At 73.2% G+C, this 21,271-nt stretch carries 24 protein-coding genes and 1 riboswitch; of the genes, 9 read left to right on the top strand and 15 right to left on the bottom strand.

Features of this window, described 5'->3' with window-relative positions; all coding sequences use genetic code 11:
* Nucleotides 1-2: 2 nt before the first annotated feature.
* The 3 genes from mug to ACF1ED_RS31005 form a co-directional block, all read right to left on the bottom strand.
* Nucleotides 3-611: a G/U mismatch-specific DNA glycosylase gene (mug, locus tag ACF1ED_RS30995; protein WP_391766080.1), complete on the bottom strand. Its 609-nt coding sequence runs from the start codon at nt 609-611 to the stop codon at nt 3-5.
* Nucleotides 612-616: 5 nt separating this feature from the next.
* The gene (gene purB / locus ACF1ED_RS31000; RefSeq protein WP_351851780.1) at nt 617-2,059 is read right to left on the bottom strand and encodes an adenylosuccinate lyase; all 1,443 of its coding nucleotides are present in this window, start codon (nt 2,057-2,059) and stop codon (nt 617-619) included.
* Nucleotides 2,060-2,171: 112 nt separating this feature from the next.
* The gene (locus ACF1ED_RS31005; protein ID WP_391766082.1) at nt 2,172-2,954 is read right to left on the bottom strand and encodes an SGNH/GDSL hydrolase family protein; all 783 of its coding nucleotides are present in this window, start codon (nt 2,952-2,954) and stop codon (nt 2,172-2,174) included.
* A gap of 64 nt (nt 2,955-3,018) precedes the next feature.
* On the opposite strand from ACF1ED_RS31005, the gene ACF1ED_RS31010 reads away from it, so the two are divergent.
* A complete protein-coding gene (locus ACF1ED_RS31010; protein ID WP_391766084.1) occupies nt 3,019-4,056 on the top strand; it encodes a maleylpyruvate isomerase N-terminal domain-containing protein in 1,038 nt (345 codons plus the stop codon).
* A gap of 177 nt (nt 4,057-4,233) precedes the next feature.
* Here ACF1ED_RS31010 and ACF1ED_RS31015 read toward each other — a convergent pair whose 3' ends face one another.
* From ACF1ED_RS31015 to bioB, 7 genes are all read right to left on the bottom strand, one after another.
* Nucleotides 4,234-5,253, bottom strand: coding sequence for a hemolysin family protein (locus tag ACF1ED_RS31015; protein WP_391766086.1), 1,020 nt, complete (start codon nt 5,251-5,253; stop codon nt 4,234-4,236).
* Nucleotides 5,250-6,590, bottom strand: coding sequence for a hemolysin family protein (locus ACF1ED_RS31020; RefSeq protein ID WP_391766088.1), 1,341 nt, complete (start codon nt 6,588-6,590; stop codon nt 5,250-5,252). The genes ACF1ED_RS31015 and ACF1ED_RS31020 overlap by 4 nt, the downstream gene beginning before the upstream one ends.
* Nucleotides 6,591-6,790: 200 nt before the next feature.
* A complete protein-coding gene (locus tag ACF1ED_RS31025) occupies nt 6,791-7,216 on the bottom strand; it encodes a GNAT family N-acetyltransferase (protein WP_391766090.1) in 426 nt (141 codons plus the stop codon).
* 186 nt (nt 7,217-7,402) lie between these two features.
* Entirely contained in the window at nt 7,403-7,747 is a 345-nt protein-coding gene (locus ACF1ED_RS31030) for a VOC family protein (RefSeq protein WP_391766092.1), read from the bottom strand.
* 59 nt (nt 7,748-7,806) lie between these two features.
* Nucleotides 7,807-8,523 carry a dethiobiotin synthase gene (gene bioD / locus ACF1ED_RS31035; protein WP_391766093.1) on the bottom strand — a complete coding sequence of 239 codons (717 nt, stop codon included), beginning with the start codon at nt 8,521-8,523 and terminating at the stop codon, nt 7,807-7,809.
* A gap of 73 nt (nt 8,524-8,596) precedes the next feature.
* Nucleotides 8,597-9,877, bottom strand: coding sequence for an adenosylmethionine--8-amino-7-oxononanoate transaminase (locus ACF1ED_RS31040; protein ID WP_391766235.1), 1,281 nt, complete (start codon nt 9,875-9,877; stop codon nt 8,597-8,599).
* Nucleotides 9,878-9,886: 9 nt separating this feature from the next.
* Nucleotides 9,887-11,140 (bottom strand): biotin synthase BioB, encoded by a 1,254-nt coding sequence (gene bioB / locus ACF1ED_RS31045; protein WP_391766095.1) that lies wholly within the window; start codon nt 11,138-11,140, stop codon nt 9,887-9,889.
* Nucleotides 11,141-11,296: 156 nt separating this feature from the next.
* Between bioB and ACF1ED_RS31050 the strand changes: the two genes are divergently transcribed.
* Complete coding sequence (locus ACF1ED_RS31050) at nt 11,297-12,475, top strand: 8-amino-7-oxononanoate synthase (protein ID WP_391766097.1); 1,179 nt, start codon at nt 11,297-11,299, stop codon at nt 12,473-12,475.
* Nucleotides 12,476-12,790: 315 nt separating this feature from the next.
* Nucleotides 12,791-13,234, top strand: a complete 444-nt coding sequence (locus tag ACF1ED_RS31055) for an ATP-binding protein (RefSeq protein WP_391766099.1) — start codon at nt 12,791-12,793, stop codon at nt 13,232-13,234.
* An 18-nt stretch (nt 13,235-13,252) separates the two neighbouring features.
* On the opposite strand, the gene ACF1ED_RS31060 is transcribed toward ACF1ED_RS31055, so the two are convergent.
* The 4 genes from ACF1ED_RS31060 to ACF1ED_RS31075 all read right to left on the bottom strand — a co-directional run bounded on the left by ACF1ED_RS31060 (nt 13,253) and on the right by ACF1ED_RS31075 (nt 15,764).
* Nucleotides 13,253-13,696, bottom strand: coding sequence for a cytidine deaminase (locus ACF1ED_RS31060; RefSeq protein ID WP_391766101.1), 444 nt, complete (start codon nt 13,694-13,696; stop codon nt 13,253-13,255).
* 130 nt (nt 13,697-13,826) lie between these two features.
* Nucleotides 13,827-14,303, bottom strand: a complete 477-nt coding sequence (locus ACF1ED_RS31065) for a C40 family peptidase (protein WP_391766103.1) — start codon at nt 14,301-14,303, stop codon at nt 13,827-13,829.
* Nucleotides 14,304-14,306: 3 nt separating this feature from the next.
* Nucleotides 14,307-14,428, bottom strand: a riboswitch (cyclic di-AMP (ydaO/yuaA leader).
* 399 nt (nt 14,429-14,827) lie between these two features.
* Nucleotides 14,828-15,133, bottom strand: a complete 306-nt coding sequence (locus ACF1ED_RS31070; RefSeq protein WP_391766105.1) for a hypothetical protein — start codon at nt 15,131-15,133, stop codon at nt 14,828-14,830.
* Nucleotides 15,134-15,140: 7 nt separating this feature from the next.
* Nucleotides 15,141-15,764, bottom strand: a complete 624-nt coding sequence (locus ACF1ED_RS31075) for an ATP-dependent Clp protease proteolytic subunit (protein ID WP_391766107.1) — start codon at nt 15,762-15,764, stop codon at nt 15,141-15,143.
* A gap of 58 nt (nt 15,765-15,822) precedes the next feature.
* On the opposite strand from ACF1ED_RS31075, the gene ACF1ED_RS31080 reads away from it, so the two are divergent.
* Nucleotides 15,823-16,122, top strand: coding sequence for a type II toxin-antitoxin system Phd/YefM family antitoxin (locus tag ACF1ED_RS31080; RefSeq protein ID WP_391766109.1), 300 nt, complete (start codon nt 15,823-15,825; stop codon nt 16,120-16,122).
* A 107-nt stretch (nt 16,123-16,229) separates the two neighbouring features.
* Here ACF1ED_RS31080 and ACF1ED_RS31085 read toward each other — a convergent pair whose 3' ends face one another.
* The gene (locus tag ACF1ED_RS31085; protein WP_391766111.1) at nt 16,230-17,252 is read right to left on the bottom strand and encodes an ABC transporter permease; all 1,023 of its coding nucleotides are present in this window, start codon (nt 17,250-17,252) and stop codon (nt 16,230-16,232) included.
* A gap of 135 nt (nt 17,253-17,387) precedes the next feature.
* Here ACF1ED_RS31085 and ACF1ED_RS31090 point away from each other — a divergent pair, with 135 nt between their 5' ends.
* The 5 genes from ACF1ED_RS31090 to ACF1ED_RS31110 all read left to right on the top strand — a co-directional run bounded on the left by ACF1ED_RS31090 (nt 17,388) and on the right by ACF1ED_RS31110 (nt 21,261).
* On the top strand, nt 17,388-18,026 hold the full coding sequence (locus ACF1ED_RS31090; RefSeq protein WP_391766113.1) for a TetR/AcrR family transcriptional regulator: 639 nt from the start codon (nt 17,388-17,390) through the stop codon (nt 18,024-18,026).
* A gap of 165 nt (nt 18,027-18,191) precedes the next feature.
* A complete protein-coding gene (locus tag ACF1ED_RS31095) occupies nt 18,192-18,494 on the top strand; it encodes an urease subunit gamma (RefSeq protein ID WP_391766115.1) in 303 nt (100 codons plus the stop codon).
* Between the two features lie 13 nt (nt 18,495-18,507).
* A complete protein-coding gene (locus tag ACF1ED_RS31100) occupies nt 18,508-18,885 on the top strand; it encodes an urease subunit beta (protein ID WP_391766117.1) in 378 nt (125 codons plus the stop codon).
* Nucleotides 18,878-20,599: an urease subunit alpha gene (locus tag ACF1ED_RS31105; RefSeq protein ID WP_391766119.1), complete on the top strand. Its 1,722-nt coding sequence runs from the start codon at nt 18,878-18,880 to the stop codon at nt 20,597-20,599. Before ACF1ED_RS31100 ends, ACF1ED_RS31105 begins: the two co-directional genes overlap by 8 nt.
* Nucleotides 20,599-21,261: an urease accessory protein UreF gene (locus ACF1ED_RS31110; RefSeq protein WP_391766121.1), complete on the top strand. Its 663-nt coding sequence runs from the start codon at nt 20,599-20,601 to the stop codon at nt 21,259-21,261. The genes ACF1ED_RS31105 and ACF1ED_RS31110 overlap by 1 nt, the downstream gene beginning before the upstream one ends.
* The last annotated feature ends 10 nt before the right edge of the window (nt 21,262-21,271 follow it).

The raw sequence follows: 21,271 nt of genomic DNA on the forward strand, positions 1-21,271 counted from the left end.
GGTCAGTCCGTGGGCGGCGGGACCGGAGGGCTCGTCGTACCCGTCGTACCCGTCGTCGCCGCGGGCGGCAGGCCGGCGGCCCGACGGAGGCGGGCGTACTCCTCCGCCATCGTCTGCGCCGTCCAGTGCGCGTTGAGTCCGCTCGGGTTGGGCAGCGCCCAGATCCGCGTCGTGCCGATGGTCCGCTCCTGCGGGCCGATCGCCGCCTTCGGTTCGCCGAACGCGGTGCGGTACGCGGTGACGCCGACGACCGCGAGCCAGCGGGGCTTCAGCCGCAGGACCTTCTCGGTGAGGACGCGGCCGCCCTCGACGTACTCCTCACGGCTCAGCTCGTCGGCGCGCGCGGTCGGCCGGGCGGCGACGTTGGTGATGCCGAGGCCGTACGCGAGCAGTTCGTCCTGCTCGTCGGGGCGGAGCAGGCGCGGGGTGAAGCCGGAGAGGTGGAGCACTGGCCAGAAGCGGTTGCCCGGCCGGGCGAAGTGGTGGCCGGTGGCGGCGGTCATCAGCCCCGGGTTGATGCCGCAGAAGAGGACGGCGAGGCCGCCCTCGGCCACGTCGGGGACGACGCGGTCGCGGGCGGCCTCCAGTTCCTCACGGGTGAACCGGCGCATCCGGGTCAGAGGATCGCCCCGGGGGTGTACGCGGCGGCCTCGGGGTGCTGCTTGGCGAGCTCCTCGATCCGGGACACCACGGTCGCGACCTGGTCGGCGGCGGCACCGGTGAAGGAGAGCTTGTCCGCCATCAGCTCGTCGAGCTGGGCGCGGTCCAGCGGGATGCGGTCGTCGGCGGCGAGCTTGTCGAGCAGCTCGTTGCGCTCGACGCCCTGCTCGCGCATGGCGAGGGCGGAGGCCACCGCGTTCTCCTTGATCGCCTCGTGGGCGAGCTCGCGGCCCACGCCGGCACGGACCGAGGCCATGAGGACCTTCGTGGTGGCGAGGAACGGGAGGTAGCGGTCGAGCTCGCGGGCGACGACGGCCGGGAAGGCGCCGAACTCGTCGAGCACGGTGAGGAAGGTCTCCAGCAGGCCGTCGAGCGCGAAGAACGCGTCCGGCAGGGCCACGCGGCGGACCACGGAGCAGGAGACGTCGCCCTCGTTCCACTGGTCGCCGGCCAGCTCGCCGGTCATCGAGGCGTAACCGCGCAGGATGACCATGAGGCCGTTGACGCGCTCGCAGGAGCGGGTGTTCATCTTGTGCGGCATCGCGGAGGAGCCGACCTGGCCGGGCTTGAAGCCCTCCGTGACCAGCTCGTGCCCGGCCATCAGGCGGATCGTCTTGGCGATCGACGACGGCCCGGCGGCGAGCTGCACCAGCGTGGTGACGACGTCGTAGTCGAGCGAGCGCGGGTAGACCTGGCCGACGGACGTGAAGGCGTGCGCGAAGCCGAGGTGACCGGCGATCCGCTGCTCCAGCTCGGCGAGCTTGCCGGCGTCGCCGCCGAGCAGGTCGAGCATGTCCTGGGCGGTGCCGACCGGGCCCTTGATGCCGCGCAGCGGGTAGCGGCCCAGCAGCTCCTCCAGGCGGGCGTACGCCACGAGCAGCTCGTCCGCGGTGGTCGCGAAGCGCTTGCCGAGCGTGGTGGCCTGCGCGGCGACATTGTGCGAGCGCCCAGCCATGACCAGCTCGCCGTACTCGGCGGACAGCTTGCCCAGGCGGGCCAGGACGGCGACCGTACGGTCCCGGACCAGCTCGAGCGAGAGGCGGATCTGGAGCTGCTCGACGTTCTCCGTGAGGTCACGGGAGGTCATGCCCTTGTGCACGTGCTCATGGCCGGCGAGGGCGTTGAACTCCTCGATGCGCGCCTTCACGTCGTGCCGGGTGACCTTCTCGCGCTCGGCGATGGAGCCGAGGTCGACCTGGTCGAGGACGCGCTCGTAGTCGGCGATCGCCGCGTCCGGAACCTCGATCCCGAGGTCCTTCTGGGCACGCAGCACGGCGAGCCACAGCTGGCGCTCCAGCTTCACCTTCTGCTCGGGGGACCAGAGGACGGCGAGCTCCGCGGAGGCGTAGCGGCCGGCCAGGACGTTGGGGATACGGGGCTTCACAGTCGCAGCAGTCACGCGTCCAGAGTTTACTGGTGATTTCTGCAGGCCAGCGCCGTGGTCCAGGCTGGAGCTTGCTACGAGACGCAGCTCACGCGCCGCAGGTCCGCGCCCGCGGCCCTCGATCCGCTCAGACCTCGGACCGCGTCTCGTACGGCAGCAGGTCGGGCCGCTTCGGCGGGCGGCCGTCACCGGACGAGCGGCCGGTCAGCCGGCGGCCGATCCACGGGCCGAGGTGCTCCCGCGCGAACCGGGCGTCCGCGGCGCGCCGCGTCAGCCAGCCGGGAGGCTCGGTGGCCGGCAGCGGGGTGCGCCAGTCGAGCTCGGGCGCGAGCCCCAGCGCCTGCCACACCGCTTCGGCCACCCGCTGGTGGCCGTCCGCGGTGAGGTGCAGCCGGTCCACGTCCCACAGGCGGGGATCGCCCAGGGCGGGCACGCCGTACAGGTCGACGACGAGGGCGCCGTGCCGGGCGGCCAGCTCGTCGATGTGCTCGAAGAGCTCCTCCATCCGGGGACGGAAGCGCTCCATGACCGGACCGTTCCGGCCGGGGCTGCGCATCAGGACGAGCTGCCCGCAGGAGGGTGTGAGGTGTTCCACGGCCTCGGTCAGGAGACCCTTCACGCGGCCCATGTCGACCTTGGGGCGGAGGGTGTCGTTGAGGCCGCCGACGAGGGTCACCACATCGGCCTTCATCCCTGCGGCCAGGGGGACTTGTTCCTCGGCGATCTGTCCGATGAGCTTCCCGCGCACGGCGAGATTCGCGTACCGGAAGCCCGGCGCGCGCGCCGCGAGCCGGGCGGCGAGGACGTCCGCCCACCCCCGGTAGGAACCGTCGGACCTCAGGTCCGACATACCCTCGGTGAAGCTGTCCCCGACGGCGACGAGACTGTTGTACGTGGCATTGATCTCCATGGCGGAGCCGATCATACCGCGCGGTATGCGCGGATGCCGTGGAGAACCCGGGAGGGGAAACCCGATGAGCGACGCGCTCCTGAACGCCCTGGCCGAGGCGCTGGCCGGGCTGGTGACGGCGGTCGAGACCAGCGACGAGGACGTACTCGACCCCGCCGCGGCCGTGGCCTGGCTGGAGGACACCGGTCACGTCCTGGCCGGGCTCGGCACCGCCGACCGGCGCGCCCTGGACCGCCTCTTCCGCGAGGCCGCGCTGCGCGAGCCGTCCGGCGCCCGGCGCCGGCGGCTGCTCACGGTCCCGGAGGGCTTCGGCCTCGGGGGCGACACCCACCTCGCGACCGTCGACGCCGTCGTCGAGCAGGCGCGGCGGTACGCGGACACCGTCCGCGGCACCGATCCGGCCACGCCCGTCCCGACCTGCCCCGGCTGGAACCTCGGGGACCTGACCCGTCACCTCGGCACCCTCCACGGCTGGGCCGAGCACCTGGTGACCGTCCGCCCCGCCACCCGCGTCCGGGCCGGCGAGCTCCCCCTCGACCCGCCCGTCGACCCGTCCTCGTACCCCGGCTGGTTCGCCGCCCGCGCCGAGGGCTTCACCGCCGCGGCGCGCGCGGCCGATCCCGCCGCGCCCGTGTGGTCGCCGGGCGCCGACCCGTACGTGCGGCACTATCCGCGCCACGTCCTCGCCGAGACGGTCGTCCACCTCGCCGACGCGGAGATCGCGCTCGGCGGGACGGCCGGGCCGTTCGACCCGGGCACGGCCACCGACGCGCTCGACCACTACCTCACCACCGCCCCGTACGTCCCGTGGATCGCCGAACCGCTCGCCCACCTCGACCGCGACGGCGCGGTCCTGCGCCTGGCCGCGCGCGACAGCGGCGCGGTCTGGACGCTGGTGCTCGGCGGGGGCGGCTTCACCTGGAGCCGGAGAAGCGGCGGCGAGACGGCGGCGGCGTCGACGGCGGCGACGGCGACCGTGACGGCGGACGCGGGTGACCTGCTGCTCCTGCTGCACCGGCGGTACGACGCCGACGACGCGCGCTTCACCCTCACCGGCGACCGCGACCTCCTCGACGAGTGGCTCGCGGCCGGCGCGCTCTGACGGCGATCGCGAGGATTGCGGCGATCACGGCGATCATGCTGGCGTCACCGGTCCGGTGCGGCGGGCGTCAACCGCCCGCGGGGCGTCACCCGTCGTCGGAATCCGGCCGTTTTCCCCGCGGACGCGGGAAGGGCCCCGGGATCCGAGATCCCGGGGCCCTTCCCGCCGCGTGCGGCGTCACGGTGCCGCGGGGCGGCCCACCAGTTCGCGCAGTACGTCCTCCATCGTCACCAGGCCGGCGAGCTTGCCGTCCTCGTCGAGCACGGCGGCCAGGTGGGTGCGGCTGCGGCGCATCGCCGTCAGCACGTCGTCCATCGGGGTCGCGGCCCGCACACGGGCGATCGGCCGCAGCGCCGACACCGGGAACGGAAGGTCGCGCGGCGTGATGTCCAGGGCGTCCTTCACGTGGAGGTAGCCGAGGATCCGGCGATCGGAGTCCACGACCGGGAAGCGGGAGAAGCCCGACTCGGCGGACAGCGCCTCCAGCTCCTCGGGAGTGGTGCCCACCTGCGCGTACATGACCTTCTCCACCGGCATGACCACGTCCCTGACCGGGCGGCGGCCCAGCTCCAGGGCGTCGTGCAGACGCTCCGTCGCACGGTCGTCGAGCAGGCCGGCGTCACTCGCGTCGGTGACCATCCGGGCCAGCTCGTCGTCCGAGAACGTCGCCGACACCTCGTCCTTGGTCTCCACCCGCAGCAGCTTGAGCAGCGCGTTCGCGAAGGCGTTGATCGTGAAGATCACCGGTCGCAGGGCGCGCGCCAGGGCCACGAGCGGAGGGCCGAGGAGCAGCGCGGTCTTGGCCGGCTCGGCGAGCGCGATGTTCTTCGGCACCATCTCGCCGAGCAGCATGTGCAGATAGGTGGCCACGGTCAGCGCGATCACGAACGAGATCGGGTGGACCAGGCCGTGCGGCACGCCGACGGCGTCGAAGACCGGCTCCAGCAGGTGCGCGATGGCCGGCTCGGCCACGATGCCGAGCACCAGGGTGCACAGCGTGATGCCGAGCTGCGCCGCCGCGAGCAGCGCGGAGACGTGCTCCAGACCCCAGACGACGCTGCGGGCACGCCGGTCGCCGGACTCGGCGAGCGGCTCGATCTGGCTGCGCCGGACCGAGATCAGGGCGAATTCCGCGCCGACGAAGAAGGCGTTCACGACCAGCGTGAGCAGGCCGATCAGCAGCTGGATCGCGGTCATCGGCGGGCCTCCCCGGTCTCGTCCTCTTCCTGGGGCAGCGGTGCGTGCAGCAGGACGCGCGCGGCGCGGCGCCCGGAGGCGTCGACGACGTCGAGGCGCCAGCCGCCCAGTTCCACGGTGTCGCCGACCGCCGGGATGCGGCCCAGTTCGGTCGCGAGGACGCCGGCGAGCGTCTCGTAGGGTCCGTCGGGCACCCTCAGACCGATGCGTTCCAACTGGTCGGTACGAGCGGCTCCGTCGGCCGACCACAGCGCGCGGCCGTCCTCGTCCTCGCCCGCGTGGGCCAGGTCGGGGGTCTCGTGCGGGTCGTGCTCGTCGCGCACCTCGCCGACGACCTCCTCGACGATGTCCTCCAGGGTCGCGACGCCGGCGGTGCCGCCGTACTCGTCGATGACGACGGCCATCGTCTGCTTGCCGGACAGCCGGTCGAGCAGCTTGTCCACGGTCAGCGTCTCCGGCACGAGCAGCGGCTCGCGCGCGATGTCGCCGACGCGGCGCAGGCGCCGCTGGTCGGCCGGTATGGCCAGGACGTCCTTGACGTGGGCGATGCCCACGACCGTGTCGAGGTTGCCCCGGTAGACGGGGAAGCGGGAGAGGCCGGTGGCACGCGTGGCGTTCGCGACGTCCTCGGCCGTGGCCTGCACCTCCAGGGCGGTCACCTGGACGCGCGGCGTCATCACGTTCTCCGCGGTCAGCTCCGCGAGGTTCAGTGTGCGGACGAACAACTCGGCCGTGTCCGCCTCCAGCGAGCCCTCCTTCGCCGAGTGGCGCGCGAGGGCCACCAGCTCCTGGGGCGAGCGGGCGGAGGCCAGCTCCTCTGCGGGTTCCATGCCGAGGCGGCGCAGGATCCGGTTGGCGGTGTTGTTGAGGTGGCTGATCAGCGGCTTGAACGCGGCCGTGAACACGCGTTGTGGAGTTGCCACGACCTTGGCCACCGCGAGGGGCGAGGAGATCGCCCAGTTCTTGGGGACCAGCTCGCCGACCACCATGAGGACCACGGTGGACAGTGCCGTGCCGAGGACCAGGGCGATCGAGGAGGCCACGGAGGCGGAGAGGCCGAGCGCCTCGACCGGGCCCTTGATGAGCGCGGCGATGGAGGGCTCGGAGAGCATGCCGACGACCAGGTTGGTCACGGTGATGCCCAGCTGTGCGCCGGAGAGCTGGAACGTGAGCGACTTGACGGCCTTGAGGGCCCCGGCCGCGCCGCGCTCGCCGCGCTCCACGGCCGCTTCGAGCTCGCCCCGTTCGACGGTGGTCAGGGAGAATTCCGCCGCCACGAACGCGCCGCACGCGAGCGACAGCAGCAGCGCCACCATGAGCAGAAGCACTTCGGTCATCGGTTCACCTCCGTCCCATGATCGGCCTGGGGGGCTCGGAGTGCGCGATGTCGGTCGCCGTGATCGCAACCGGTGCTCTGGGGCAGGGAGGAACCAGTGCTACTGGGAGGCTCGCCCATGGGCGGACGTTCACACCTTTCGGTCGTCTCGGTCTTCTGAAGGAGATCCCATGGTAAAGGATCGGCAAAACTGTGGGCCGATCACCCCGTGAAGGGCTTCACCCAGCGGCGCCAGGTGTCCTGGCGCTCGTAGCCCGCCGCGGTCCACGCCTGGTGCGCGCGCTCGTTCGCCTCCAGGACCATCGCGTCCGCGCGGCGGCCGCCCAGCATGGCGAACCGTTCCTCCGCGGCCTGCAGCAGCGTCTTCGAGATGCCGCGCCTGCGGTACGAAGGGAGCACGGCGAGCCGGTAGAGGGAGGCGCGCCAGCCGTCCCAGCCGGCGATCACGGAACCCACGATCCGGTCGCCGTCCAGGGCGAGGATCAGTGCCTCGGGGTCGCGGTCGAGGAGCCGCTTCACCCCGTCGGCGTCGTCGGAGATGGAGGTGCCCTCGGCGGCCTCCCGCCAGAAGGAGAGCACGGAGTCGGCGTCGGTCGGTGCGGCGGCGCGAATCTTCAGGTCGATCACGGCACGATCCCACCACGCGGGTACGGGCCTGGCCAGCACATTCCGCAGCGTGGACGGGACCGGACGGGGCCGGACGGGATCGGACCCGGCGAGGATGGGGCGGGGCCGCCATCCGCTCCGGCCCCGGCTCCGGCCCCGGCGAGGTCGTGTCGGCCCCGGCCCCGGCGAGGTCGCTCTCGTCGCCGTCTACCCCGTGACGAAGCAGAACTCGTTGCCCTCGGGGTCCCGCATCACCTGGAAGGACCCCTGCGCGTCGGTGACGAGACCGCCGACGCGGACCGCGCCGAGCGGGGCCACCGTGTCGGCGGCCTCCTCCGGATCGGTCACCTCGACGTCGAGGTGCAGGCGGTTCTTCACGGTCTTGCCCTCGGGCACGCGCTGGAAGGCGACGCGGACGAAACCGGGCGGATCCACGTACGACCAGTCGGGGCCGCGGTCGACGGGTTCGCCGCCGAGGAGCCCCGCCCAGAAACGGACCAGGGCGGCCGGGTCGCCGCAGTCGAGGACGAGTTCCTGTACGTGTGCGCGCATCCCCTCACTCTACGGAGGGAGGGGACGCGCGGAAGCGGAGTGCGGGGAGTGCCCGGGGCTCAGGCGCCGGCCTCGCGGCTGAACGCGTCCGCGTCCCACGTGCCGCCGAGGGCGGGGGCGAGCCAGCCGGCCGCCGCCGCGCGGAAGGCCGCCGGGTCCAGCGCGCCGGAACCCTCCGGCACCGCGCCGAGCAGTGGCGCGCCGGCCGCCTCGGGCAGGTCGGCCAGATTGCACCGCGCGGCGAGGTCCGGGTCCGCCGGCCAGCTGCCCACCACGACACCGAGCTGCTCGATGCCGCGCGCCCGCAGGGCCTCCGCCGTGAGCGCGGTCGAGTTCAGCGTCCCGAGTCCGGCCGGCGCGACCACCAGGACGGGGGCGTCGAGCAGCCGCGCCGCGTCGGCGAGCGTGCCGCCGTCGTCGTCGAAGCGGACGAGCAGGCCGCCCGCTCCCTCGACGAGGACCAGGTCGTGCTCCGCCGCGAGCGCGCGCGCCGCCTCCGCGACCCGCTCGGCGCCGACCCGGGGCATTCCCGCGCGCCGGGCGGCCGTGCCCGGGGCGAGCGGTTCCGGATAGCGGGCCAGCTCGGCGGAGGTCTTCGCGCCCGAGAGGCGTACCACCTCGTCCGCGTCGCCCCGCTCGTCGGGCGCGAGCCCGGTCTGCGCGGGCTTGAGGACCGCGACCGTACGTCCGGCGGCGACGGCCGCGGCGGCGACGGCCGCGGTGACGACCGTCTTGCCGATCTCCGTCCCCGTCCCGCTGACGACGACGATGCTCATGTTGTTCCTCTCTGTCCGTCTTTCCCGCCGGGGCCCGTCTCCGCGACGCGGGGACGGGCGGGCTCGGGCGGGTTCAGCCCGCGGTCGCGGCGGCGCGCACCGCCGCGCAGATCCGGGCCAGGTCGGCGTCCTCCGTCACGTACGGCGGCATCGTGTAGACGAGGTCCCGGAAGGGGCGAAGCCAGACGCCCTCCCGGACCGCCGCCCGCGTCGCGGCCGCCATGTCGACCTCGTGGTCGAGCTGGACGACGCCGATCGCGCCGAGCACCCGCACGTCACGGACGCCCGGCAGGGACTCGGCGCCGGCGAGGCCGTCGCGCAGTCCGGTCTCGATCCGCTTGACCTCCCGCGCCCAGTCCCGGGACAGCAGCAGGTCGATGGAGGCGCAGGCGACCGCCGAGGCCAGCGGGTTGCCCATGAACGTCGGGCCGTGCGCGAGCACCGGCACCTCGCCCCGGGAGATGCCGTCGGCCACTGTGCCGGTGCACAACGTCGCCGCCATCGACAGGTAACCGCCCGTCAACGCCTTGCCCAGGCACATCACATCGGGCGAGACGCCGGCCTGGTCCGCGGCGAACAGCGTGCCCGTGCGGCCGAAGCCGGTCGCGATCTCGTCGAAGACGAGGAGCACGCCGTTGGCGTCGCAGGCCTCGCGCAGCACCCGCAGATAGGCCGGGTCGTGGAAGCGCATGCCGCCCGCGCCCTGCACCACCGGCTCCACGATCACCGCGGCCAGTTCGTCCGCGTGCCGCGCGATCGTGGTGCGGAGCAGCTCGGCGTACGACTCCTCGTACGCGGCCGGCGGCTCGTCCACGAAGACCTGCCGCTGGAGCACGCCCGACCACAGCTGGTGCATCCCGCCCTCGGGATCACACACCGACATCGGCTGCCAGGTGTCGCCGTGGTAGCCGCCGCGCCAGGTCAGCAACCGCCGCTTGTCGGGGCGGCCGAGCGAGCGCCAGTACTGGAGGCACATCTTGGCGGCGACCTCGACCGCGACGGAACCGGAGTCGCTGAGGAAGACGTGCCGTAGCGGCTCGGGCGTGATCTCGACCAGCCGGGCCGCGAGACGGACCGCCGGCTCGTGGGTGAGCCCGCCGAACATGACGTGGCTCATCCGGCCGAGTTGCTCGCGCACCGCCTCGTTGAGCACCGGGTGGTTGTAGCCGTGCACAGCCGACCACCACGAGGACATGCCGTCGATCAGTTCCGACCGTCCTTCGGACGGCTCGGCGAGGTGCAGACGCACACCGGACGCGGACGCGACCACGAGGGGCTCCGCACGGCCCGGCATGGGGCCGTACGGATGCCACACGTGCGCCCGGTCCAGGGCGAGGAGTTCGTCGTTGAGCATCGTCACCCGTTACGCGTTCGGGGCGAGGTCCGTGCCGGCGCCGCGGCGGCGTACCGCCACCAGGTCGGTACGGGCGTCCGAAGCGGCGGGCACCTCGGCCGGGGCCTCCGCGTGGCCGCCGCAGGGACCGCAGCCGCCACCGGCCGACGCGTCCGCGTGGGAACCGCAGCCGGCCGCCGCCGCCGCCTCCGAGCCGCAGCCGCTCGCCGCGGCGTGCGAACCGCAGCCGCCGCCGGCGCCCGCCGCCGCGAGGGCGTCGGCGCGGTGGGCGGGCAGCGTGGTCGTGCCCGCCCCCTCCACCTCGAAGCCGGCGTCCGCGATCATGTCGAGGTCGGCCTGACCGGCCTGGCCCTCGCTGGTGAGGTAATCGCCGAGGAAGATCGAGTTGGCGATGTTCAGCGCCAGCGGCTGCATCGACCGCAGGTGGACCTCGCGACCGCCCGCGATCCGGACCTCCACGTCGGGGCAGACGAACCGGACCATGGCGAGGATCCGCAGGCAGCGCTGCGGGGTGAGGTTCCACTCCTTCGCCAGCGGCGTGCCCTCGAAGGGGATCAGGAAGTTGACCGGCACCGAGTCGGAGTCCAGCTCGCGCAGCGCGAACACCACGTCGACCAGATCCTCGTCGGTCTCGCCCATGCCCGCGATCAGGCCCGAGCAGGCCGACAGGCCCGCCGCGTGCGCCTTCTGCACGGTGTCCACCCGGTCGGCGTACGTATGGGTCTTGGTGATCCCCGCGTACGTCGCCTCGGAGGTGTTGAGGTTGTGGTTGTACGCGTCGGCGCCGGCCGACTTGAGCCGCTCGGCCTGGCCGTCGGAGAGCAGACCGAGGCAGGCGCACACCTCGACGCCCTCGTTCTGCTCCTTGATGGCCTCGATGGTCCTGCCGACCCGGTCGACGTCCCGGTCGGTCGGGCCGCGGCCGCTCGCCACCAGGCAGACCCGCTTGGCGCCGCCGGCGATGCCCGCGGCCGCCGCCTCGGACGCCTCGTCCGGCTTCAGCCACGTGTACTTGAGGATGTCGGCCTTGGAGCCGAGCCGCTGCGAGCAGTACGAGCAGTCCTCCGGGCACAGGCCGGACTTCAGGTTGACGAGGTAGTTCAGCTTCACCCGCCGCCCGAACCACTGACGGCGCACCTTTCCGGCGGCCGCCACCACATCGAGCAGCTCGTCGTCGGAGGTCGCCAGCACGGCGAGCGCTTCTTCACGGGTCGGCGACTCGCGCCGCAGCCCCTTCTCCACCAGCGTGTTCAGCAGGTCCATAAGGGCTGATCCTTGCCTACCGCACACCCCCCGGCCAAGGAGGATCTGAACAAACGGGCCCGATCGAGGTGTGTGTATGACCACATCCCGACCTTGGCCTCCTGCCGTTAGGGTCTGTGCGCTGCCTACAAAAGGTGCCTACAAAAGGAACGCCGCATGTCCCAGGCCCAGCCGACCCCGCCCGCGCGCCGCACCGCCTTCGACTGGACCGGTGCCGAGGCCCGCCGCCGGGCCGAGGCCGGGCTCGTCCGGACCCTGCGCCCGCGCCCGGCCGCGTCGGACCTGCTGGACCTGGCGAGCAACGACTACCTCGGTCTCACCCGGCACCCCGGGGTCACCGGTGCCGCGGCCGAGGCCGCCCGCCGCTGGGGGGCCGGCGCGACCGGTTCGCGCCTCGTCACCGGCACGACCGAGCTGCACGGCACGCTCGAACGCGAACTGGCCGCGTTCTGCGGCTTCGAGGCCGCCCTCGTCTTCTCCTCCGGTTACACCGCCAACCTCGCCGCGCTCACCGCGCTCGGCGGGCCGGGCGCGCTGATCGTGTCCGACGCCGCCAACCACGCCTCGATCGTCGACGGCTGCCGGCTGGCCCGCGCGGAGGCCGCGGTGGTCCCGCACGCCGACCCCGAAGCCGTACGCAAGACGCTGGAGGCGCATCCGGGGCGGCGGGCGCTCGCCGTGAGCGACTCCGTCTTCTCGGTCGACGGGGACAGGGCCCCGCTGGAGGAGCTCGCCGCCGCCTGCCGTGACCACGGCGCCGGGCTCGTCGTCGACGACGCGCACGGGTTCGGCGTCCTCGGCGCGGGCGGCCGGGGGGCCCTTCACGGCGCCGGACTCGCCGGCGACGAGGACGTGGTGGCCACCCTCACCCTCTCCAAGTCGCTGGGCAGCCAGGGCGGTGCGGTCCTCGGCCCCGCGCGGGTGATCGAGCACCTCGTCAACGCGGCGCGCACCTTCATCTTCGACACCGGGCTCGCCCCGGCCGCCACCGGCGCGGCGCTCGCGAGCCTGCGGCTGATCGCCGCCGACCCGGGCCTCGCCGAGCGGGCGCGCACGGTCGCTGTCACTTTGCACAGGATGCTCACCGAGGCCGGGTTCACCTCGGCCCGGCCGGACGCGGCCGTGGTGTCGGTCCGCGCGCCGGGTCCCGAGGAGGCGCTGCGGTGGGCCGCCGACTGCCGCGAACACGGCCTGTCGGTGGGGTGCTTCCGGCCTCCGTCCGTGCCGGACGGGATCTCCCGCCTGCGGCTGACGGCCCGCGCGGACCTCACGGACGCCGAGGTCGAGCGGGCGGTCGCGACGATCGTGCGGACCGCGCCGGCCGGGGCGCGCTGAGCCGGGGTCGAGCTGAGCCCACGGCGCTGAACCCACGGGGCTGAGCACGCGGGGCTGAGCAGGCGGGGCTGAACCCACGGGGCTGGGCACGCGGGGCTGGGCACTGGCACCGAGCGCACTGGGCACCGAGCGCGTCGGCGCGGAGTGCCTTGGGCAGGTGTCCAAGGCCGGGTCGTGGGGCGAGAGTTCACCGCTTCGGGCGACAGAACGGGGCATATCTCGGGAGAACGACCCACCCGGGCGTCCGATCGGTGACAGTCTGACGCGGAGCGCGATCCGGGGCGACGGCCCCGGCGGGAAAGGGACGACGTCGCCATGGCAGATCACCAAGAAGCATCCGTCACTCTGCCGAGCGAACCCGCCTCGGTCGCCGCCGCGCGGAGGTTCGTGGCTGAGGTGCTCGGACGCTGGGGTCTGGACGACGGCGCGGACGCGGCGGACGCGGTGCGGCTGATGGTGTCGGAGCTGGCGACCAACGCGGTGGTGCACACCTTTGGGCAGTCGCCCACCTTCACGGTCGAGCTGCGCCTCGATCGCGAGGAGGTGCTGCGGGTCGGTGTCACCGACAGCCATCCGCGTTTCCCGCGACGGCTCCCGGCCGCCGTCCAGCAGGACAACGGCCGCGGCATGGTGATCATCCGGGTCCTCGCGGCGGAAGCGGGCGGGCGGCTCTCCTTCACGCCGACTGCGGAGGGCGGCAAGACCGTGTGGATCACACTGCCGTGGGCCGCGGCGGCGGCCGCCGTCCCCGCCTGCTGAATCCTCCGCCGTCCCCGTTCACCCGGAGTGCATCGCGGTCGAGGGCCATGCGCCGCCGGCGAAGTGGGGCGCCCAGTAGTACGGGTTGACCTCGACGAGCCTGCGGGAGAGCCAGCGGGTCGGATCCTCGGGATCGGGGACGCCGACCTCGACGTCGGGGCCCCAGAGCGCGAGCCGTTCCTGGCAGATCCCGCACGGCGGCAGGATGACGTACCGGCCGTCCTCGGGGTCGCGGAAGACGCAGACGGAGGCGGTCACCCCGCGGTCGAGGGTGTACGCCTGGCAGTACGCGCCGGTCTCCTGGCACAGGGCGACGCTCGGGTGGATGTTGTCGAAGCCGACGCTCGTCAGGATCCGCCCGTCGTCGAGGCGGACGGCGGCGGCTCCGCCGGGCTCGTCGGCGGACCAGCGGCGGTCCAGTTGCGCGATGGCGGCGTCGACGAGGGCTTGGTCAAGTGTCATCGCCGCACCCTAGGAAGGGCCAGGGCGATTGCACAGCGGCCCCGGTCGGGGCGGGGAGGGGCTCCCGGCGCCTGCGGGAGGGTGCGGCGGCGCCACCACACCCGGGGACACGACCGCAGGCGCCGCAGGGTCAGCGCACGCGACCGTAGTAGACCTTCGAGGACCAGATCCGGTCGAGCTTCACCCAGGAGCCCGTCTTGGGCGAATGCCAGATCTTGCCGCTGCCGGCGTAGATCCCCACGTGGTAGACCCTGCCGCCCGAGTGGAAGAAGACCAGGTCGCCCTTCTGCCGGCTGGAGGCGGAGATGTGCCGGGTCTTGTTGTACTGCTGCTGCGCGGTGCGGGGCAGCGACTTTCCCGCCTTCTTGTACGCGTAGAGCGTGAGCCCGGAGCAGTCGAAGCGGGTGGGACCCGCCGCGCCGTACCGGTAGGGCGCGCCCTTCTTGGACGCGGCGACGCCCAGTGCCTTCGTCGCGTGAGAGGTGGCCGCCTGGGCCTCTGAGGCCGCTCCCGGGGCGAGGAGCGTGCCGCCGACGGCGGCGAGGGTGAGAGCCGAGACGGCTCCGGCCCGGGACAGCAGGGACGGGACATGCATCTGCGCAGTCATGCGCAACCCTTCGTCAGCCGCCTGTGAAGGATGACCTGTCGGGTTCGGGCAGGCGAAGATGCCCGGCCGCGGCTGCGGCTTCACCCCAAGGGACGGCCGCGCCGGGGATTCGGCGCGGTCGACCCGTACTGCTCGGGTCCTCCACTCCTGCCGGTCCAATCCTGTCGACCAGACGTCCGGGACGGCGGCAGGACTCGGCGTCCGCCCGGACCGCCCCGCCTGGGTGGCGGGGGCTTGTCGTCGTCGAGGATCTTGACCCACGGGTGGGGCGAAATCCGAGCGGAAACAGCGTTATGTGAGGCTCCTCACGACTGATCCATACGGGTGGACAGGAGGGTTTCGTGATCGTCCGAGGTTTGGGCGACGAGGCTCGTACCAGCGCCGGAATGCCCCATTCCGCCAAATGCGTACACCTGTTGTGCAACTCGCACGCTTGATTTGTCGATCCTCCGGCTACGCCGAACGAGGGAGTGTTTCTGCGTCTCGTGTCGGCCGTCCGGGGCTCGACACGACACGACGGAATGTCAACTCGCGCGTGCTCCGGGCACGGTGACGCGTGCCGCTCGCCGCTCACCGTCCAACACCCGCAGCGCGCAGGCCAATGTCTCGGCGTGGACCTCGCTCTCGCCCCGCATATGCATGAGCGTCAGGGCCTCGCGCAGCGCGTCCACCCGGCCGACCAGCGCCTGGGCGGCACGCAAGGCGCCATAAGTATGCGAACCCCTGGATGGATTGATCTTTCCCAGGAGGTCGACGACTTCGAGGTACGCGTCGATGAACTGTCCCTCGGCGCGCGTCAGGGCGGGCAGCGGTGGAAGCTCCGGCACCATCGCGGCCTCACCGGGCCGGCCCGGCGGAGGCGGCCCGCCGGTCGCTGATGATGTGGTCGACCAGGCCGTATGCGCGCGCGGCCGGCGCGTCGAGGACGGTCAGGCGGTCGGTGTCGGCGGAGATCCCCGCCTCGTCCCGGCCGGTGTACCCGGAGAGGAGCCCCGTCATCACGGCGCGCATGCGCAGCAGTTCGCGCGCCTGGAGGTCGAGGTCGGAGAGCTGTCCGGTGAGGGGCTCGTCGAGCACCGGCTGGCGCAGGGTGACCCGGGCGCCGGGGAGCATCATGCGCTTGCCGGGCGCGCCCGCGGCGAGGAGGACCGCCGCCGTGGAGCCGGCCTGGCCGAGGCAGGTCGTCTCCACGTCGCTCGCGAGGCTGCGCATCGTGTCGTGGATCGCGGTCATGGCGGTGACCGAGCCGCCGGGGGAGTTGAGGTACAGCGCGATGTCCCGCCCCGGATCCGCGTGGTCGAGGTACAGGAGCTGGGCGATCACGTCGCTCGCGGCGGTGTCGTCGACCGTCGTGCCGATGAAGACGATCCGGTTCTCCAGGAGCTTGGCGTACGGATCCAGGGTCCGGGTGCCGTACGGAGTCCGTTCCGAGAACTCCGGCAGAACGTGGCACGCATCCATGGAGATCACCTCCTTCTGTAAAAAATGTACAAGACGTACAGACCGTAAGATGAGGAGCATGACCTACGAGATCCCGGTGACGCAAGCGCGGGCGGAGCTCGCCGACCTCATCAACCGCGTGGTGTACGGCGGCGAGCGCGTGGTCGTGACCCGCCACGGGAAGCCGCTCGTGGCCCTGGTCTCCGCCGCCGACCTGGAACGACTGGAGAAACTGGAGGTCGAGGCGCCGGAGGAGGCCGAGGAGCTGGTCGTCACCTCCCTGTCCGGTCTGTCCGGTCCGGGCGTTTCCGGTTCCGCCACCGGTGAACAGCGCCGCTTCGGCATCGCCGCCCACCACCGGGAGCCCGGCGCCGGCTGACCCCGCGGCGTGACTTCCGCGTCTCGCGGCGCGACCCCTGTACACGGAAGCCGCGTGCCCCCGTCCGCCGGGACGGGGGCACGCGGCTGTCTTCGGGGTGCGGCGGGTCAGCTCGCCGGGGCGGGAGCGGAAGAGGAAGGAGAAGCGGAAGCCGGAACCGGTGCGGGTGCCGCCTCCGTCCGGCGTCGCCGTCCGCCCAGGGCCACCGCCGCGAGGCCCGCGACCGCCCAGAGGGAGAGGACCAGTACGGGACCGCCCGCCGCGGCGCCGTCGAAGTAGGCGACGGAGCGCAGGGCCTGGCCGCCCGCGCCCGGCGGCAGCCACTGGCCGAGGAGGCCGATGCCGGCCGGCAGGAGTTCCGGTGCGCCGCTCATCCCGGAGAAGGCGTTGCCGGCGAGCACGGTGAGCACCGCGGCGAGGCCGAGGCCGGGCTTGCCGAGCAGGGTGGCGAGGCCCGAGAAGGTCGCGCCGATGGCCAGCACGGTGAGGGCGAACACTCCGGCCTCCGCCCACCAGTTCCCGGCCAGGGCGCCGAGCCAGCTGTGGGTGAGCGCCGCGCCGGCGAGCCCCGCGAGCGCGGAGGCTCCGACGAGGGCCGTCGCGGCCCGGGCTCCGCGCAGCCCGAGGAACAGGGCGGCCGCGCCCGTCGCGGCGCCCGCGACGGCGAGCGGCAGCAGGCCGGCGCCGAGCACGGCGCCGCGCGGATCCTCCGCGGGCGGGGCGACGACGTCGGTGACCGGCACGGTCCCGCCCCCGGCGGCGGCGCCGGCCGTGACCGCCTCGCGCAGCAGGCCGGCGACGACCGGGCCGCCGGCGGACGCGGTCAGCAGCTCCGGGCCGGCCGGGGTGACGACCACCGCGCCGTAGACCTCGCGGGCCTCGACGGCGGAGCGTGCGGCGGCGGCGTCCTCGTACCGGTGGATCTCGAAGGCCCCCTCGTGCCGGCCGAGTTCGCGGGCCAGTCCGTCGGCCGCCGCCGCCGGGCCCGCGATCCCGACGGGGAGGTCGCGAGGGGCGGTGCGGGCGGCGGGCCAGGCGAAGGTCCACAGGAACAGGGCGGCGAGCACGGGGACGAGCAGGATCACCGCGAGGGTCGTGCGCCCCGCGGCGGGGGTGGTGGCGGAGGACATGACGGCCTCGATTCGCAGGTCGGGAGGGGTGGGGCGGGGTCGATTCAAAGAGAAGGATCGTTCGTTTTACTGAAGCCCACTGTCCGCCGGGGTGGCGAAGTTGTCAAGAATGAATATTCGTTTTAGGTTCGGGGCATGGCCCGTGTCTCCCAGGAACACCTCGACGCCCGCCGCCGCCAGATCCTCGACGGCGCCGCCCGCTGCTTCGCCCGCAACGGCTTCCACGCCACCTCCATGCAGGACGTGCTCGCCGAGGCCGGGCTCTCCGCCGGTGCGGTCTACCGCTACTTCCGGAGCAAGGACGAGCTCATCCAGGCCATCGCGGAGGAGACCTTCGCGAGCGTCCGCGCCGCCTTCGTCGAGGCGAGCGCGTCGAACCCGCCGCCGAGCCCCGACGTCCTCGTCGCCCGCGTGATGACGATCGTCCTGGAGGAGCGGATCACCGGGGCCGACCGGCAGGCCTTCGCCCGGCTGATCGTCCAGGTGTGGGCCGAGACGCTCCGGGACGAGACCCTGGCGAAGGCCCTGGCGCAGGGTTTCGACGCGATGCGCGCGCTCTGGGCCGAGCTCTTCGACGCCTACCGCGCGAGCGGCATGCTCACCGCGGACGTCTCCTCGGCGGACATGGCGCGTACCCTCATCGCCGCCGTCCAGGGCTTCATCGCGCAGCAGGCGCTCTTCGGGGACGTCGAGATCGGGGTCCTCGGCGAGGGCCTGCGCGGCCTCATGTCGATGAACGCCGGCGCTCCGGCGACCCCGCCCCCGTCGGTGTGACGATCATGAAATCGCAAAGCGAGAGTTAACGCGCCGGAAAAACTTCCGCCCTAACGTGCAATGTCCGGCCGTCCACCGCATCTCGGCTGTTCAACAGAGTGTTGACGGTCGGTAGGGTCCGCAGCTGACCGGGTCCGGCCCGGTGGACGACTGTGAGGTGGAAGAGTGCGACTGAGCCCGCACGAGCAGGAACGCCTGCTCATTCATGTGGCCGCCGATGTGGCGGAGAAGCGCAGGGCCCGCGGGGTGAGGCTCAACCATCCCGAGGCCGTCGCCCTCATCACGGCGCACATCCTGGAGGGCGCGCGGGACGGGCGCACCGTCGCCGAGCTCATGGCCTCCGGGCGCGAGGTGCTCTCCCGCGACGACGTCATGGACGGCATCCCCGAGATGATCCACGACGTCCAGGTCGAGGCCACCTTCCCGGACGGCACCAAGCTCGTCACCGTCCACGACCCGATCGTCTGACGGGCCGACGCCGATGATCCCCGGAGAGATCCTGTACGGGAACGGGCCCCTGACCCTCAACGAGGGCCGCCCCGTCACCCGCCTCACCGTCCTGAACGCCGCCGACCGGCCCGTCCAGGTCGGCTCCCACTACCACTTCGCCGAGGTCAATCCCGGTCTCGACTTCGACCGGGCGGCCGCCCGCGGCCTGCGGCTGCACATCGCCGCCGGCACCGCCGTGCGCTTCGAGCCCGGCATCCCCGTGGAGGTCGAACTCGTGCCGATCGCCGGCCGCCGGATCGTCCCGGGCCTGCGCGGCGAGACCGCCGGCCCCCTCGACGGCCCCGCCCCGCGCGGCGAGACGGCCGGTCCCCCCGACGCCACGGTCCCGAACGGAGACCCCCGTGCCTGACCTCCACCGTGCCGTGTACGCCGACCTGTTCGGCCCCACCACCGGCGACCGCGTCCGGCTCGCCGACACCGACCTGCTGGTGGAGATCGAGGAGGACCGCTCCGGCGGCCCCGGCCGGGCCGGCGAGGAGGCCGTCTTCGGCGGCGGCAAGGTCATCCGCGAGTCGATGGGCCAGGCCCGCACCACCCGCGCCGAAGGCGCCCCCGACACCGTGATCACCGGCGCGGTGGTCATCGACCACTGGGGGATCGTCAAGGCGGACATCGGCATCCGCGACGGCCGGATCACCGCCCTCGGCAAGGCGGGCAACCCCGACACCATGGACGGGGTCCACCCCGGCCTCGTCATCGGGCCCGAGACCGAGGTGATCGTCGGCAACGGCCGGATCGTCACCGCCGGCGCCGTCGACACCCACATCCACTTCATCTCGCCGACCGTCGTCGAGCAGGCCCTCGCCACCGGCACCACCACCCTCGTCGGCGGCGGCACCGGCCCCGCCGAGGGCACCAAGGCCACCACCGTCACCCCGGGGCCCTGGCACATGGCCCGGATGTTCGAGGCCCTCGACACCTTCCCCGTCAACATCGGCCTCCTCGGCAAGGGCAACACCATGTCCCGCGAGGCCATGCACTCCCAGCTGCGCGGCGGCGCCCTCGGCTTCAAGATCCACGAGGACTGGGGGGCCACCCCCGCCGTCATCGACGCCTGCCTCGGCGTCTGCGAGGAGACCGGCGTCCAGCTGGCCATCCACACCGACACCCTCAACGAGGCCGGGTTCGTCGGCGACACCCTCGCCGCCATCGCGGGCCGGACCATCCACGCGTACCACACCGAGGGCGCGGGCGGCGGACACGCGCCGGACATCATCACCGTGGTCTCCGAGCCGTACGTGCTGCCCAGCTCGACCAATCCGACCCGGCCGCACACCGTCAACACCATCGAGGAACACCTCGACATGCTGATGGTCTGCCACCACCTCAACCCGGCCGTACCCGAGGACCTGGCCTTCGCCGAGTCCCGGATCCGGCCCTCCACCATCGCCGCCGAGGACGTCCTGCACGACCTCGGAGCCCTCTCGATCATCTCCTCCGACTCCCAGGCCATGGGCCGGGTCGGCGAGGTGATCCTGCGGACCTGGCAGACCGCCCACGTCATGAAGAAGCGGCGCGGCGCGCTCCCGGGCGACGGCCGCGCCGACAACCACCGGGTGCGCCGCTACGTCGCCAAGTACACGATCAACCCGGCCGTCGCCCAGGGCATGGACCACCTCATCGGCTCCGTCGAGCCGGGCAAGCTCGCCGACCTCGTCCTGTGGGAGCCCGCCTTCTTCGGCGTGAAGCCCCTCGTGGTCCTCAAGGGCGGCCAGATCGCGTACGCCCAGATGGGAGATGCCAACGCCTCCATCCCCACGCCCCAACCGGTGCTGCCGAGGCCGATGTTCGGAGCCCTCGGCAGGGCGGCCGCGGCCGGCTCCGTCAACTTCACCGCCGAGGCGGCGATCGAGGCCGACCTGCCGCGGCGGCTCGGCCTGGCCAAGGAGTTCACCCCGATCCGCTCCACCCGCCGCGTCACCAAGGCGGACATGCGGGAGAACGACGCCGTGCCACGCGTCGAGGTCGACGCCGACACCTTCACCGTCACCATCGACGGCGAGGCGGTCGAGCCGGCGCCCGCCGCGGAGCTGCCCATGGCCCAGCGCTACTTCCTCTTCTGATGACGCGCTCCGCACTGCTCGTGCTCGCCGACGGGCGCTTCCCCGCCGGTGGGCACGCGCACTCCGGCGGCGCCGAGGCCGCCGTCAAGGCGGGCCGGATCCGCGACGCCGCCGGACTGGAAGCCTTCTGTCTTGGGCGTCTGCACACCACCGGGCTCACCGCGGCCGGCCTCGCCGCCGGTGCGGCGCTCGGCCTCGACCCGTACGAGCTCGACGCCGCCGCCGACGCCCGCACCCCCTCGCCCGCCCTCCGGGCCGCCGCCCGACGGCTCGGCCGCCAGCTGATGCGGGCCGCCCGCGCCACCTGGCCGGGCCCCGGACTCGACGCGCTCGCCGCCGCGTTCCCGCGCGGCGCGCACCAGCCCGTCGTCCTCGGCGCCACGGCGCGGGCCGCCGGCCTCGGCCCCGAGGACGCCGCGCACTGCGCCGCGTACGAGACGGTCGGCGGTCCGGCGACGGCGACCGTACGCCTCCTGGGCCTCGATCCGTACCAGGCGACCGCCGTCCTCGCGCGGCTCGCCCCCGCGATGGACGAGGTCGCCGCCCGGGCGACCGCCGCCGCGCGCGAGGGCGTCGACGCGCTGCCCGCCGCCTCCGCGCCGCTCCTCGACATCACCGCCGAACAGCACGCGGCCTGGCCCGTCCGCCTCTTCGCCTCGTAACACTGGAGCA

The organism is Streptomyces sp. NPDC014656 (assembly GCF_043084305.1).
In the GTDB taxonomy this organism is placed as follows: Bacteria; Actinomycetota; Actinomycetes; order Streptomycetales; family Streptomycetaceae; genus Streptomyces.

Coding starts and splice junctions, on each gene's coding strand:
- mug (WP_391766080.1), bottom strand. CDS start 611: ATGCGCCGGTTCACCCGTGAGGAACTGGAGGCCGCCCGCGACCGCGTC.
- ACF1ED_RS31005 (WP_391766082.1), bottom strand. CDS start 2,954: ATGGAGATCAATGCCACGTACAACAGTCTCGTCGCCGTCGGGGACAGC.
- ACF1ED_RS31010 (WP_391766084.1), top strand. CDS start 3,019: ATGAGCGACGCGCTCCTGAACGCCCTGGCCGAGGCGCTGGCCGGGCTG.
- ACF1ED_RS31015 (WP_391766086.1), bottom strand. CDS start 5,253: ATGACCGCGATCCAGCTGCTGATCGGCCTGCTCACGCTGGTCGTGAAC.
- ACF1ED_RS31020 (WP_391766088.1), bottom strand. CDS start 6,590: ATGACCGAAGTGCTTCTGCTCATGGTGGCGCTGCTGCTGTCGCTCGCG.
- ACF1ED_RS31030 (WP_391766092.1), bottom strand. CDS start 7,747: ATGCGCGCACACGTACAGGAACTCGTCCTCGACTGCGGCGACCCGGCC.
- bioD (WP_391766093.1), bottom strand. CDS start 8,523: ATGAGCATCGTCGTCGTCAGCGGGACGGGGACGGAGATCGGCAAGACG.
- ACF1ED_RS31040 (WP_391766235.1), bottom strand. CDS start 9,877: ATGCTCAACGACGAACTCCTCGCCCTGGACCGGGCGCACGTGTGGCAT.
- bioB (WP_391766095.1), bottom strand. CDS start 11,140: ATGGACCTGCTGAACACGCTGGTGGAGAAGGGGCTGCGGCGCGAGTCG.
- ACF1ED_RS31050 (WP_391766097.1), top strand. CDS start 11,297: ATGTCCCAGGCCCAGCCGACCCCGCCCGCGCGCCGCACCGCCTTCGAC.
- ACF1ED_RS31055 (WP_391766099.1), top strand. CDS start 12,791: ATGGCAGATCACCAAGAAGCATCCGTCACTCTGCCGAGCGAACCCGCC.
- ACF1ED_RS31060 (WP_391766101.1), bottom strand. CDS start 13,696: ATGACACTTGACCAAGCCCTCGTCGACGCCGCCATCGCGCAACTGGAC.
- ACF1ED_RS31065 (WP_391766103.1), bottom strand. CDS start 14,303: ATGACTGCGCAGATGCATGTCCCGTCCCTGCTGTCCCGGGCCGGAGCC.
- ACF1ED_RS31070 (WP_391766105.1), bottom strand. CDS start 15,133: ATGGTGCCGGAGCTTCCACCGCTGCCCGCCCTGACGCGCGCCGAGGGA.
- ACF1ED_RS31075 (WP_391766107.1), bottom strand. CDS start 15,764: ATGGATGCGTGCCACGTTCTGCCGGAGTTCTCGGAACGGACTCCGTAC.
- ACF1ED_RS31080 (WP_391766109.1), top strand. CDS start 15,823: ATGACCTACGAGATCCCGGTGACGCAAGCGCGGGCGGAGCTCGCCGAC.
- ACF1ED_RS31085 (WP_391766111.1), bottom strand. CDS start 17,252: ATGTCCTCCGCCACCACCCCCGCCGCGGGGCGCACGACCCTCGCGGTG.
- ACF1ED_RS31090 (WP_391766113.1), top strand. CDS start 17,388: ATGGCCCGTGTCTCCCAGGAACACCTCGACGCCCGCCGCCGCCAGATC.
- ACF1ED_RS31100 (WP_391766117.1), top strand. CDS start 18,508: ATGATCCCCGGAGAGATCCTGTACGGGAACGGGCCCCTGACCCTCAAC.
- ACF1ED_RS31110 (WP_391766121.1), top strand. CDS start 20,599: ATGACGCGCTCCGCACTGCTCGTGCTCGCCGACGGGCGCTTCCCCGCC.